Source organism: Bradyrhizobium vignae, assembly GCF_900324035.1.
Taxonomy (GTDB): domain Bacteria; phylum Pseudomonadota; class Alphaproteobacteria; order Rhizobiales; family Xanthobacteraceae; genus Bradyrhizobium; species Bradyrhizobium vignae.
Map to the genome: position 1 here is coordinate 2,013,802 of NZ_LS398110.1, position 12,452 is coordinate 2,026,253.

Sequence of the window (12,452 nt, forward strand, 5' to 3'; positions counted from 1 at the left end):
TAGACTGAATGGACGGGAGTGGGTTCTTTGCGAAGATTGTGAGAGGAGAGCTTCCTCAGGCGCCGATCGCGACGCTGCTGGGGTGGAAGTTCGTTGACTTCGACGCCGAGCAGCAAGTGATCAAGGTCGAGATGCAGGCTCGGCCGGAGTTCTTGAATCCGGCTGGCCTCATCCATGGCGGCATGTTGGCCGCGATGCTGGATGAGACGCTGTCGCCCGCTCTTGCTGCGACCCTCGGGCCCGGTGAATTCGCGCCGACGCTCGAGATCAAAGTCAACTTCGTCTCGCCGGCGAAAGTCGGCCGAATCTTCGGCACCGGTCGTATCGTGAGTCGGGGGCGCTCGATCTGCTTCTTGGAAGGCCAACTCCACGACGAACAGGCTACTCTGCTTGCGACCGGCTCGGCGACTTCGAAGATCGGCCGCAGTCGCTGAGAGATTGCGGGTGGCGCACGTGTCCGCAGCCATCGCCGCTAGACTAACGAGCGTTCCGTCATGTTCGCGTTGCGAACAGTTTGCGTGAATTGGTTGTGGCCTAGGCCCGCTCGTTCGATAATCAGAGCAACAAGAAAAGGCGCCGTAAGTCGTCATCGCGTCGATTTAACGACGGGAGGAAACCGACATGTCTACCTCGACCCGCGCCGGTTCAGCCGCGCCGTCCATCGCCCTGAATTTCGATTCCATCGCCGCGGCCAGGGCGATCGTTCCGCGCCTGGCGGCCATCTCGGAACGTAGCGAACAGCTTCGTCGGCTTGACGACGAGGCCGCTTCGCTGCTTCGTGGATCGGGCCTGGCTCGCGTGATCACGCCGCGGGCGTTCGCCGGGCTGGAAATGTCGCCCAGCGCCCATATCCGCGCGTGTGCGGAAGTCGCCCATGGGTGCGCCGCGGCGAGTTGGGTGCTGATGGTGTGCGTCGCGCACGACTACGTCATCGGGCGCTTCCCCGAGGCCTGCCAGAAGGAGGTCTACGAGGGCGATGCGGACAACCTGATCGCCGGAGCCCTCGCTCCGCAAGGAACGCTCGAACGGACCCCGGAGGGATGGCGGCTGAATGGCCGCTGGCAGTTCGGCAGTGGATGCGATCACTCGCCTTGGTTGCTGATGGGCGCCCGCGTCGCCAATCCGGAGGCGGGCGGCTACCTTACCTACCACGTGGTCGTGCGGCAGTCCGATATGGAGATCGACGACACCTGGCGCACGCTCGGCATGCGCGGCACCGGATCGAAGGACCTCGTCGCCCGTAACGTCCTGGTCCCCGACCATCGCGCGGTGCCGACCTACCCGACCTTCATTGGCCAGAGCCCCCATGCCACCGCTCCGACCTACCGCCTTCCGGTGTTCGCGGGGCTGCCGTGCATGCTGTCCGGTTCGGTGCTCGGCATGGCTGAAGCCGGGCTGGAGGCTTTCATCGGGCACACGAAGAGTCGCCGCGACGTGACGGGGGCGTCCAAGAGCGCGAACGCCAACATGCAGCAGCGGGTGGCCGAATCCAGCGCCGAAATCGCCGCCGCCCGGCGGCTTCTGGAGAGCGCCTGCGACCGGTTCGACGTGGCGTGGAGGAGGTAGTCTTGTCGCGTCCGTTTACACCTACGATCCGGCAACGGCTTCAGACATTGCTTTTGGGATCGCACCTCAGCACGGTCGGATCGCCTTTATCGATCGCGATTGCGCGAAGGAACAAACTGGCCACGGCTCGCCGATGCCCCATCTTGTACATGGCGGACCCGGACGAGCCGGAGGCGGGGAGGAACTGGGCGGCGTTCGCAGCCTGAGCCATTACATGCAGCGCACCGCCTTGCAAGGATCGCCGGGAAGGATCACCAGCCTCGCCGGAAGCTGGGTACGCGGTGCCCGGCAGATTGTGAAGGACAAGCATCCCTTCCGCTACCATTACGAAGAACTCGATCTCGGCCAGACGTTCATCACCGGCGAGCGCACGATTACGCTGGACGACATCGAGAAATTTGCACATCTCACAGGCGATACCTTCTATGCCCACATGGATGAGGAGGCGGTCAAAGGCCATCCCTTCTTCAAGGGCCGCGTCGCGCACGGGTATCTGGTGCTGTCGTATGCCGCCGGCCTCTTTGTCGATCCGCCGCCGGGTCCGGTTCTCGCCAACTATGGGCTCGACTCCCTGCGTTTCGTGAAGCCGGTCGATCCCGGAGACACGATCAAGGTCCGCCTCACGGTGAAGGAGAAGTTCCCTCGTAGCGATAAGCTCGGCGAGGTTACGTGGGACGTCGAAGTGACGACAGCCACGGGAGAGACGGCAGCATCCTACCAGTTGCTGACGGTGACGGCGCGCTTGCCGAAGAGCTAGACCGCTCGCGTAGGTCGATGCTCTACAAGGACGTTCGATCTGCTGGTCCCCTAAGCTTACCACGGCCTGTCACACTCATAGGTGACAGACAGTTCCATCGCGAGCGGGAAGAGTTTCCGTAGAAACAAAATGACGCCCTGGGCCTCACATGAAAGAGGCAAGGGCACGATCAAGGGAGGGGGACAAGCGTCGCGGGAGTTTGGCGCACCTATGGCTCGTTGGCTCAATTGCGCTCGCGACTACGAGCGCATTCGCCCAGACACAGCCGGTTAGGATAGGGGTGCTAACCGATATGGCGTCCGTCTATTCTGACGCAAGCGGACAAGGCTCGGTCGAAGCTGCCAAGATGGCGGTCGAGGACGCTGGGCCGATTTTGGGACAGCCCGCGGAAATCATATTCGCCGATCATCAGATGAAAGCTGATGTCGGTGCCAGCACGGCGCGGCGATGGTTCGAACGCGAAGGTGTCGACACTATCGTCGACGTTCCCAGCTCCAGTGTGGCCTTCGCCCTGCGCACGCTCTCGCTTGAAAGCAAAAGGTTCTATTGCTCACCGGCGCGTTGAGCGCTGACCTCACTGGCGCGCAATGCTCTCCATATCTGACGCAGTGGGTCGAGCTTCCCGAAGTCGCTCGACTCTCTTCATGGCGCTGCCGAACACTTCGTCAAGCGAGTCGCTGAGATCACCGATAATCGCTTTCAAATCCAACTGTTCTCTTGCGGAGAGCCCCGGCAGGGAAGCTCTGATGATCGCGGTCGAGCATGCGCCCGGCGGCTCGAGCGCGATGCATCGGCACAATGCCCATGCGTTTGTTTACGTGCTCGAGGGCTCGCTCGTGATGCAGCTGAAGGGCGGACAAGAGGTGACGCTAACGCCGGGACAGTCTTTCTATGAAGGCCCTTCCGACGTTCATGTCGTTGACCGGTACGCAAGTGCCACCCGGCCCGCGAAATTCCTGGTGCTCTTGATCAAGGACAAGGGCGCTCCGGCGCTGGTACCAGCACAATGATCGTAGCCAAATGCACTAAACTGACTCCGTGAAAGGCCCTCCTGACTGACGCGGCATTCGCGAAGCGGAAGCGGCATCGCTTACGATCGGCCATGCTACGTTCGCGAATGCGTACCGACATGAGTCTCGCGTGCAGCGCTTCGAAAATATGGGCCGCGAAAATACTGGTACTCAGCATTGCCAGAAACGCAACCAACATCTTGATAGAGGCTTTATCTGTTCAGCTTTCAGCCGCATGAGGGGGCCACCACGATCGCAGTTTGCACCATGTGGCAGGGCTGTGCTGTCCTGCGTTCATTTTTGACTGCGGTCGCATAATTGCGTGATCCGGGGCCGAGGACTTTGACGGTCGCAGTAGCTCCTGCAACGAGTTCGTTTCGCTCGGTGCCTTCTAGCGCGATCCGGACCGGGACACGTTGCGCCAGCCGCACCCAGTTGAAGGTCGGATTTACGTTGGCAAGCAGGGTCGAACCGTTGCTGCGGTCGCGGTCTTCGATACCGGCTGCAACGCTCTCCACTTTTCCAGGCAACGCACGGCTGCTTCCCATCAGCCGCACGTTGACGGGATCGCCGATATGGATGCGCTGCAGCTTGGTTTCCTCGAAGTAGCCCTGGACATGCAGCGTGCCGGTGTCGAGCAGCGCCATCACGCCCTTTCCGGGGGTGAGGTAGGCGCCCGGCCGCAGCTCATTGTTGGTGACAATGCCGGTGACCGAGGCCCGCACCTCGCTGCGTTCGATGTTGAGCTTCGCAAGGGCAACGTCCGCGACGGCTTGGTCATACGCCGCCTGGGCCGAGCCCTGGATGGCGACAACCTGGTCCATCCGCTGCGTGGAAACCACGACGCCGGGCGTCAGCGCACTGTAGCGCTTCAAATCTGCATTGGCATTGTCGAGCGTGGCGCGCTTGCCTTCCTGTACCGCCTCTGCCTGCTTGAGCGCGATATCATAGCGCGCCCGATCGATCCGGAAGAGCACGTCGCCCTTTTGGACTTGCTGATTGTCCCGAACCAGAACCTCGCTCACAAAGCCGGAAACATCGGAAGCCACGGGCACCACGTCGGCCCGTACGTGTCCGTCGCGGGTCCAGGGCGCATCAAAGTAGTAATCCCACAGCTTGTAACCGGCCCAAATCGCGACCAGCACGATGAGACCGGTCAGCGCGAAAGGACGCAGCGACTTCACGACGGCTTTCATGACACCAACTCCTTGGAGGCGAGGTGAGGAACGGGCGGGACGCCATCTGCGGCTTCTCGATCCCGGCAACGTCTGGCGGCCTCGAAGCCGTGCATGCCGGTCTGCCATTGCAGCCCAACAATTGCCCCTTTCACGGGCTGCAGCAGAAAGAGCGCCGAAAATCCGGTGGCAGGGAGCCAGATCAGCAATTGAAGCCAGGCCGGAGGTGAATAGGCCATCTCGACGGCAAGAAGCCCTGGCACGACGAGGTGGCCGACGATCGCGATCACGAGATAGGCCGGAAGGTCATCGGCGCGTTGCGGCGTGTAATCTTCGCCGCAGACCTCGCAGTTGCCGACCACCTTGAGAAAGCGGCCGAACAGATGGCCATGACCGCAGTTCGGGCACTTCATCGTGAACCCGCGCCATAAGGCTTTCTGGAACGAAACGGGTGCTGTCATGAGAATAACTCCGTGGAGCCTAAGACGAGGCCGGTGACCAGGCAGATAAAAAGCGCGAAATCGAAGAGTGCGGGATGCCAGATCCATCGATAGAGGCCGATACGAGCAATCAGCTTGCTGACGAGGCGCGCAAGCACGTAGGCAACCACGCTCCAGAGCAGGAGCGTCGGGACGAGCACGCCGAAAAGGTCAAGTTGGTATCTCATGCGGCGATCGTCCCAGATTCGATTTGCTGCGGTTGATAGGCCGGCGACTCCGGAAAGAGCCCGGAACGTACGCCGGTGAGACCGACCAGCACGTCATCGCGGGCTTCGCTCCTTGATTCCTGCAACGTTAGTGCGATGGTGCCGTCGAGCTGTCCCACCAGGTCGTCGGGGAGCGCCCCCGCAGTGTGGGTCCGGCAAATCGGGGCAAGACGAGCAAAGAACGCTTCGGTGGCCGCTCTTGCGCAGCGTGACAGCCCCAAGCTCGAGCGCCTCACGCCGAGAATGTTGAGCGCCGTCCGAAGCTGACGAAGATTGGCGGCGCCGTTCCTTGCGTCGGCGGGGACGACGGCGATACGCGCAGCAAGCAGGGCGAGGCGATGCTGCATGAGGCTGGCAAGCGCAAAGGGGTCCTGATCCGAGGTGCGCTCGGCGACTGATGCAAGCGCGGTCCAATTGCTTTGCAGCAATCGCTTTGCGATCCAGTCGGCTCCGGCCATGCGAACGATGCCGCAGGTCACGCCTGTCAGCGCCACACCCAGCATCAGCGCAACGCTGGAGTTGGCATAGGTGATAAAATCGGCCGAATAGGTCTCGGTCAACGCTAGTTGCACCGAGAGGTAGATGGCAAGTATGGCGCCGATACGCGCGGTCGCGGGCCGCGCAGCCATCCAGCCGAACAGCACGAAAGGCGGCATCAATGCGACGATGAGCACCTCGAGAGCCGTAATCCGCGGCAACACGCCAAACAGGTAGATGCCATGGACGGCGATCACGACGAGGAATAGTCCGTAGAAATTGCGGAACGCCGGCAGCGGATCGTCCGCGCCCGCCAGAAAGCTGCCGACGACAGCTGCGAAAAGCGGTGCGGCAACCCCGTCCGACCAGCCAGTAGCAATGGAGAAGCAACTGCAGCACAGCACCGCAAGGGCTACAGACCCGGCCGCCAGGAGCGCAGACCAGTAGTCGCGATGCGGGACGGCAACAGCCGTAGCGCCATGAGAGACGACGAGATGAAGCGATTCGGGATTGCGCCCCTCGGCGAGGGCTTCGCGCAGGAGCTGGCAATCCTGCATGACATCGACGAGGTTGCGCAGCCGTACGATGAGACCTGAGATCGCGATCTCGATCCAGCCGGCGTCCACGCTCAGCACCGGTCGTGCTTTATCAAGCGCTGCGCGCAACGCATCGGCTTCCTGTCCATCGCGGCCGCCCCCTTCGAGCCATGCAGCTATTCTTGTGCACATAGACGAAATGCGCGCAGCCGCCTCGTCGTGCGGACCCAGAGGCAGCTTGCGATCCTCGATCGATCCGAGAAGCGGCAGCAGCGACAGCATGTGTTGCCGGAGCAATTGCAGCCCTAGCCCGATACTTGTGGACGTGGTCGCCTCAAAGCCGAGATGTCGCCCAAGTTGGTCGATTTCGGCGGCGGCGGCGGCGAGGCGTATGCGTTCGCCGTCATGCTCCCGATCGCTGCCGCGGCCCGTCAGGACGTCCGCAGCGAGCCGGCGCGCGCCGGCGAGCCATGCATCGGTTTGTATGGTGACGCCGGAGGCCACGCTGCGGGGCAGCACGAGCATCGCGACGACGCTCGCGCAGACGATTCCGAGCATGATCTCCTGCACGCGGGAAACCACGATGTCGAAGGCCGACTGGGGCGTCGAGACGATGGGAAAGCCGAGCAGCGCCACGGTGTAGCCGGCCAGCATGAAGACGTAGCTGCGTGGCGTGCCGTCGATCAGCGAGAGATATAGAAAGATGCCGACCCACAGCGCGATGCAGAGACTGAGCAGCTCCGGCGCATTGACGAGGTTCGGGACCAGCACGATGGTCCCCGCCGCGCCGATCAGCGTGCCCAGGATGCGGTAGACGGCCTTGGAGGTGGTTGCCCCCGTGAACAGGTTCGAAGTGATGTAGACCGATGCCATGGCCCAATAGGGACGCGGCATGTCCAGCAACAGCGCGATCGAGAACGCCAGCATCGCCGCTGCAAAGGTCCGCAGCGCGAAGATGAGGGCGGCATGTCGATCCCGGAATGAGGCAGCTTGGGTCATGGCGTCGGCGGACCGTTGCGTCAGCAGTGAGCGGGGTTTCTATGTGCGATGCATGACGTCGCGTCGGCTAGCGAAGCTCTCGCAAATACGTTCGAAACGCATTGCTGCAGCCCTGAACGTTCCATCCTGCAGTCGACAGGACGCGCCGACGTCTGGATGACGCCGATGGCGTCCGGCTTCAGAACCGTCACGAACATCGCGAGGCACAGGATTTTGCCAGCGAACACGGCGAGGCACAGAGCGTCTTTCATGTTGGTTCTCGATCAATGGATCTTGGCCGCACTAGTCATGCGAGTTCTGGGCTGCTGTGGCTTTGCACGGATTGCCGATGCATTTTCATTTCTTGCTGTCGGGGCAGGGGCCGCAGCTTCTTCCACCGCAGCGAAGGCATCGCGTGGGCTGCGCCACGAAGTCTGGGAAAAGACTTCGGGGACGAGGTTCGCCGCGAGGCCAGACTCAGCAATGTAGTGTGTCACTGGCGCGTGAGCGGTGTCGAACACCACCCGCTCCGGCCATTTTTGGTCCGAAGTGATGCGCAGGTTGGCCCGTTCGCTCGGAGCGACCGCGGAATGTGAATATGCAGGAGGCGCTGGGAGCAGCCAGTCAGCCGCAAACAGCAACACGAGGAGGGCGCCTCCCACCCACACGAAGTATTGACGTATCGGCACGTCGAGCGGCCTTTCAGTGAATGACTAGCCCGGCGAAGATAGTCGTATGACGGCCCGCGTGCTTTGCAGCGCGTGCTCTCGTCTTGTCATGTGTTGCTGCCGCTGGCTCGCAAACGATATGCAGGCTCAGGCAAAAACCGAAAGTGAATGCCTGGCGTCCATCAGAGAGGATTTGGATGCTTGTGATCCCGCCGTTTGACGATATTGACCTGGCGCCTGCCCGGTCGCCTGCTTGAAGGCTCGCGTGAAATTGGCTTGGCTGGAAAAGTTGAGCGTCAACGCGATGTCCACCAAGGGCCGATCGCCACGTGTCAATAGGGCTTTCGCCCGCTCCAGGCGCTTGGCACTGACGTAGCGATGGGGAGATTCTCCGACGGCTTGTCGAAAGGCTCGCGCAAAATGGTATCTGCTTAGACACGCGATCCTTGCCATACTTTCAAGGCTGAGGTCACCCTCCAGGTTCGCATCAATGTAGTCCAGCACACGAAAGAGTCTGCGCTGATCGAGCCCATGGTGAGCACGACGAGGAAAAAGTTGAGTGCGTGATACGCTGGCTCGCTTTTGAAGCAACCTCGCCGCCAGACTAGATGCGAGGGATTCGACGAACAGACTGCCGGCTGAAGTTTCAATCTTTAGCTCGGAGGCTACGGCAAATCCGATCTCGGCCAGCAGCGGATCTTCGAAAGCCGTTTCGTAGTTTAGCGCGTGGATTGCCGATTCACCGGTCTCGTTGTGGAAATTGCTCGACGCGAAGTGGCTTAGCGGAAGATAGATGTGCAAGAATTCCGGCAGATCTTCAGCGAAATCAACCGCACCCTCCTGCAAGCCGGGAGGAGAGAGCCAAACCGTACCTCGCTCGGCGACTATCCGACTTTCGATGCCCGGCGCCCGCCGCGTGAGAATCGTTTGATTGCTACGGGTGGCCACGCAAATCCGGATATCGGATGGTGGGGTCCTCCACGGGCCAACGCCTCTTCTAGCAGTGCACAATTCGGCCGACAGGCCGGACCAACCCCGATCCGTCGAAGACAGCAGCAGCTCGCCTGGACAGTGCCGATCCCAAACGCCACGGTGCGGCCACTGCTCATAGCGGCCTGCGGCGGCCGGCTGCTCTGATTGCATCTCCATGTGGCGCTCCAGGATCGCATTCATCATTGTTGCGAAGCTAACTTGGCACAGGCAGCGCAATTTGCTCGTTATTGGTTGTTAGGGGCTGTTAGTGTTTGCGAGTCCCACACCAAGCCGCGGGAACAGCCGGTTCACATGAGGTAGCCGGAAACTCCATCCCATAACAATTTCAGCGCCGTCACGACCAACAATCCGTAGCAGACCCGATAGATCTGGCGCTGGTCCAAGCTTCCGTGAAGCCGCCAACCCGCCCACACGCCAGCGGGAATGGCGAGCAGGCAAATCGCCATCAACGTCCAGACGTTTCCCGTCGGCCTCACTAGCAAGAGCCACGGGACGGCCTTGGTCGCGTTGCCGACAGTGAAGAACAGACTTGTCGTTCCTGCGTAGACCTCCTTGCTGAGGCCGAGGGGCAGCAGATACATCGCGAGCGGCGGTCCGCCCGAATGCGCGACCATGGTCGTCACGCCCGAGGCGAGGCCGGCCGTGATGGCCTTCGGCGTCGAACGCGGACGCGTTATCACCTCCGCGCCTGCAGCAAGCCACAGCGCCACGAAGATCAAGGTGGTCGCGGCCATCGCGATCGCGATGGCGCGGTGGTCAAGAAAGCGGAACAGCAGATAGCCCAGTCCGATCCCGGTCACGAGGCCCGGCAACAGCAGCAGAAGATCTTGCTTCGACCAGGTCGAAGGCTTCCAGTAGCGAAGGGCGAACAAGTCCATCGCGATGAACAACGGCGCGAGAAGGCCGCCGGCGGTAACGGGATCCATCACGAGAGACAATAGCGGAATGCCCACAATCGAGAATCCGCCGCCGAACGCGCCCTTCATGAAGCAGATCAGGAACATGCCGGCAAAGGTGATCAGGATCGTGGCTACGGTCAGCTCCATGGCTGTGACTCCAGGGTTGGAGCGCGCCGGCGCTCGCGCGAAATCGCTACCGCTGCGGCGCTCACCATCCCTTCGTCCGCTTGTGCAGAGAATGTGATGAGACCGTCGACGGCGGCCTCGATCTGAAAACGGCGGATGCCGATGTCCCGCAGTGCGCGGTCGTCTAGATCGTGAAGGCAGGCAATGGCGGTCCGTCGGCCGAGATAGCCCGCGAACCTCTCGCAACCGCCGGCAAGCAGCCGAGAAGCTATCCCGGCCCCTTTGATGGCAGCAGGCAGGATGATCGTCGAGACTACCGCAGGCATTTTGGTCTCCAATGCTCCGAGTGAGGATCTCAATGCTCCGAGCAACATTCATGGCTGGCGCTGTCAACCCGCCGTGAAACGGCTTTGAATGCTGGCCCCTCTACGAGCTTGGTTGACAGAATGATCCGAGACATTACTCGGTGCAATAAAAACATTGAACCGAGTACAATCTGGAGAGTTTCGCCGGTGCGTCGTTGGATGTCCGAACAGGAACGACTGGTCGGCTGCGCAATGGTGGGCCAACACTCAGTCATCCGCCGAATTTAGAATCATCCACGCTGAGACTGTCTGCCAAACGCCGTCGCTCGACTTGCGCTGATACGTGACGAAGTCGGCGTCGTCGCTGTACTGGATTTCGTACCGATAGGATTCGAGATGCCTTGTCATTGAACTCTCCTGTTTTGAAGGCGGCGCTTCTCGCGTCATCATCCAAAGACATCGATCGGAGAGCCCACCTCAGAAAGGGCCATAGGTGGAAAGGGTCCTTCCAGGCAGCGGAAGGCTCGCTTCGCTCGAAGGGCCATCCGGATCACCCCCGGCGATGCCGTCTTCCGCAGTCCGGGGTGATATGGCAAAATCGGAAGGTATCCTCCCGAATTATGGAAGGGATCCGATGGATCGCCTGGAAGCGATGTCGACCTTTCTGACCGTGGTCGAGCAGGGCAGCTTGTCCGCGGCGGCGCGGCGGTTGAAAACGCCGCTCACAACAGTCAGTCGCAACGTATCCGAGCTCGAGGCTCACCTGCGGACGAAGCTCTTCAACCGATCGAGCCGGCAGCTGGTGCTAACGGATGCAGGCACGTCCTACGTTGCGGCTTGCAAGCGCATTCTCACCGATGTGCTCGAAGCGGAGCGTACCGCCTCCGGCGAGTATACCACGCCGACGGGCGAGCTGGCCGTGACCACCCCATTGGGCCTTGGGCGCATCATTCTGATGCCGATCATTGCGGACTTCCTCAAGACCTACCCGGACATCAAGGTCAGGATGATCCCCACCGACCAGAAGCTGAGCCTTGCCCAGGAGCAAATCGATGTCGCGGTGCGCATCGGCGAATTGCCGGACTCGAGCCTGGTCGCGCTGCGGCTCGGCAGGACGCGCCGGGTGGTGTGCGCCAGTCCCGCCTATCTTGCGGCGCGCGGAACGCCGCGCACGCCGGAAGATTTGGCCGGACATGATTGCATCAGCTATCCTGGCTTCTCGCCACCGGATGTCTGGACATTCGTCAGAGGCAAGGCGACCATCGCGGCGCCGGTGCATACGCGGCTCACCGTCGGCAGCGCGGAAGCGGCTTGTACGGCAGCCCGCGCTGGTGTGGGAATTTCCATCGCCTTTGCCTACCAACTCGAAGCTGGTCCGGAAGCGGGAGCATTGATGACCGTACTGGATGAATTCCAGCCACCGCCAATGCCGGTTAATCTCGTCTACACAGCGAACCGGTTTCTGCCGATCAAGGTCAGAGCGTTTCTGGACTTTGCAGCCCCGCGGCTGAAGCGGGTTTTCGCGGAGTAAACCGAGGCGGTGCTCACTCCGCTGTCGAGCTTCCAAAATCCGGAAGGATGACTCCCGGTTTCCCCGCCTGTTGACCCGGGCCTTTCGCCCCACCTCCCAGTCACGACCTGCCGGAAACGGCGTCACGAACTGGAGGCGAAACATGGGTGAAGTCATCCAATTTATCCCGAAGGCCGAGCGCGAACGGCTCCGCCTGATACGAGAAGCCCGGTCAATCTACGACAGCGTCTTCCCGCCGGCTGATCCGGTCAACGGGCAGCCCGACAGCACACCGATCGCCATCAACGGAACCTGGATTCATCGGGGCGGCGAACCGCTGTCGTGATCAACGACTTCGCCGTGCTCGATCGCCAATCATTAGGAGCAATCGTCATGTCAATCCGCAACACGCTTTTCGCCGCCGCATTCGGTATCGCTTCTCTGACGGCGGCCCACGCAGAAGGGCTGCGTCCCATTGAGGCCAAGAGCATTAACCTCGGCGGGATATCGGGGGTCGCCTACTACACCGTCGAGCGCGATGGATTTCGCGTGGTCGCCACTCTGGCGCAAGGCGAGACAGGAACACCGTTCCGCGTCGTATCTCTTCTCACACCTGGTCAGCGCCTGCTGCTCTCGACACCGCAGCCAGCGGGCGTGATCGAAATCAGCCGGGAAGGGGACAGCGTGCTCGTTCGCAAACCGAACACAGCCTCGAACTGAACCCGAGTTGAACGGCTGCGCTCACC

General features: G+C 61.5%; 15 protein-coding genes and 2 pseudogenes. 9 read left to right on the plus strand and 8 right to left on the minus strand.

Annotated features, from left to right (window positions below; genetic code table 11):
• Window positions 1-8: 8 nt before the first annotated feature.
• The 6 genes and pseudogenes from BRAD3257_RS09800 to BRAD3257_RS09820 all read left to right on the plus strand — a co-directional run bounded on the left by BRAD3257_RS09800 (window position 9) and on the right by BRAD3257_RS09820 (window position 3,333).
• Window positions 9-434 carry a PaaI family thioesterase gene (locus BRAD3257_RS09800; protein ID WP_122401647.1) on the plus strand — a complete coding sequence of 142 codons (426 nt, stop codon included), beginning with the start codon at window positions 9-11 and terminating at the stop codon, window positions 432-434.
• 946 nt (window positions 435-1,380) lie between these two features.
• Window positions 1,381-1,566 carry a hypothetical protein gene (locus BRAD3257_RS40910; protein WP_244608007.1) on the plus strand — a complete coding sequence of 62 codons (186 nt, stop codon included), beginning with the start codon at window positions 1,381-1,383 and terminating at the stop codon, window positions 1,564-1,566.
• Window positions 1,547-2,323 (plus strand): annotated as a pseudogene (locus tag BRAD3257_RS09810) (MaoC/PaaZ C-terminal domain-containing protein); the annotation flags it as partial. The gene BRAD3257_RS40910 and the pseudogene BRAD3257_RS09810, both read left to right, overlap by 20 nt.
• A 148-nt stretch (window positions 2,324-2,471) precedes the next feature.
• Window positions 2,472-2,888, plus strand: coding sequence for an ABC transporter substrate-binding protein (locus BRAD3257_RS09815; RefSeq protein WP_122401650.1), 417 nt, complete (start codon window positions 2,472-2,474; stop codon window positions 2,886-2,888).
• Window positions 2,889-2,927: 39 nt separating this feature from the next.
• A pseudogene (locus BRAD3257_RS42195) lies at window positions 2,928-3,050 on the plus strand (ABC transporter substrate-binding protein); the annotation flags it as partial.
• 19 nt (window positions 3,051-3,069) lie between these two features.
• Window positions 3,070-3,333, plus strand: coding sequence for a cupin domain-containing protein (locus tag BRAD3257_RS09820; RefSeq protein WP_244607918.1), 264 nt, complete (start codon window positions 3,070-3,072; stop codon window positions 3,331-3,333).
• A 227-nt stretch (window positions 3,334-3,560) separates the two neighbouring features.
• Here BRAD3257_RS09820 and BRAD3257_RS09825 read toward each other — a convergent pair whose 3' ends face one another.
• The 8 genes from BRAD3257_RS09825 to BRAD3257_RS40255 all read right to left on the minus strand — a co-directional run bounded on the left by BRAD3257_RS09825 (window position 3,561) and on the right by BRAD3257_RS40255 (window position 10,604).
• On the minus strand, window positions 3,561-4,529 hold the full coding sequence (locus tag BRAD3257_RS09825) for an efflux RND transporter periplasmic adaptor subunit (RefSeq protein WP_122401652.1): 969 nt from the start codon (window positions 4,527-4,529) through the stop codon (window positions 3,561-3,563).
• A complete protein-coding gene (locus BRAD3257_RS09830; RefSeq protein WP_122401653.1) occupies window positions 4,526-4,969 on the minus strand; it encodes a DUF983 domain-containing protein in 444 nt (147 codons plus the stop codon). Before BRAD3257_RS09830 ends, BRAD3257_RS09825 begins: the two co-directional genes overlap by 4 nt.
• A complete protein-coding gene (locus tag BRAD3257_RS09835; protein ID WP_122401654.1) occupies window positions 4,966-5,175 on the minus strand; it encodes a DUF1656 domain-containing protein in 210 nt (69 codons plus the stop codon). Before BRAD3257_RS09835 ends, BRAD3257_RS09830 begins: the two co-directional genes overlap by 4 nt.
• Window positions 5,172-7,226: an FUSC family protein gene (locus BRAD3257_RS09840; RefSeq protein WP_122401655.1), complete on the minus strand. Its 2,055-nt coding sequence runs from the start codon at window positions 7,224-7,226 to the stop codon at window positions 5,172-5,174. The genes BRAD3257_RS09835 and BRAD3257_RS09840 overlap by 4 nt, the downstream gene beginning before the upstream one ends.
• A gap of 794 nt (window positions 7,227-8,020) precedes the next feature.
• On the minus strand, window positions 8,021-8,821 hold the full coding sequence (locus BRAD3257_RS09850) for a helix-turn-helix domain-containing protein (RefSeq protein WP_244607919.1): 801 nt from the start codon (window positions 8,819-8,821) through the stop codon (window positions 8,021-8,023).
• Window positions 8,822-9,153: 332 nt separating this feature from the next.
• Complete coding sequence (locus BRAD3257_RS09855; RefSeq protein ID WP_122401657.1) at window positions 9,154-9,912, minus strand: sulfite exporter TauE/SafE family protein; 759 nt, start codon at window positions 9,910-9,912, stop codon at window positions 9,154-9,156.
• Complete coding sequence (locus BRAD3257_RS09860) at window positions 9,903-10,217, minus strand: YjiS-like domain-containing protein (RefSeq protein WP_122401658.1); 315 nt, start codon at window positions 10,215-10,217, stop codon at window positions 9,903-9,905. The genes BRAD3257_RS09855 and BRAD3257_RS09860 overlap by 10 nt, the downstream gene beginning before the upstream one ends.
• 246 nt (window positions 10,218-10,463) lie before the next feature.
• Window positions 10,464-10,604, minus strand: a complete 141-nt coding sequence (locus BRAD3257_RS40255) for a hypothetical protein (protein ID WP_164937136.1) — start codon at window positions 10,602-10,604, stop codon at window positions 10,464-10,466.
• A 226-nt stretch (window positions 10,605-10,830) separates the two neighbouring features.
• Here BRAD3257_RS40255 and BRAD3257_RS09865 point away from each other — a divergent pair, with 226 nt between their 5' ends.
• From BRAD3257_RS09865 to BRAD3257_RS09875, 3 genes are all read left to right on the plus strand, one after another.
• Window positions 10,831-11,727 carry a LysR family transcriptional regulator gene (locus tag BRAD3257_RS09865; RefSeq protein ID WP_122401659.1) on the plus strand — a complete coding sequence of 299 codons (897 nt, stop codon included), beginning with the start codon at window positions 10,831-10,833 and terminating at the stop codon, window positions 11,725-11,727.
• 142 nt (window positions 11,728-11,869) lie between these two features.
• The gene (locus tag BRAD3257_RS09870) at window positions 11,870-12,052 is read left to right on the plus strand and encodes a hypothetical protein (protein ID WP_122401660.1); all 183 of its coding nucleotides are present in this window, start codon (window positions 11,870-11,872) and stop codon (window positions 12,050-12,052) included.
• Entirely contained in the window at window positions 12,049-12,426 is a 378-nt protein-coding gene (locus BRAD3257_RS09875; RefSeq protein ID WP_244607920.1) for a hypothetical protein, read from the plus strand. Before BRAD3257_RS09870 ends, BRAD3257_RS09875 begins: the two co-directional genes overlap by 4 nt.
• Window positions 12,427-12,452 lie beyond the last annotated feature (26 nt).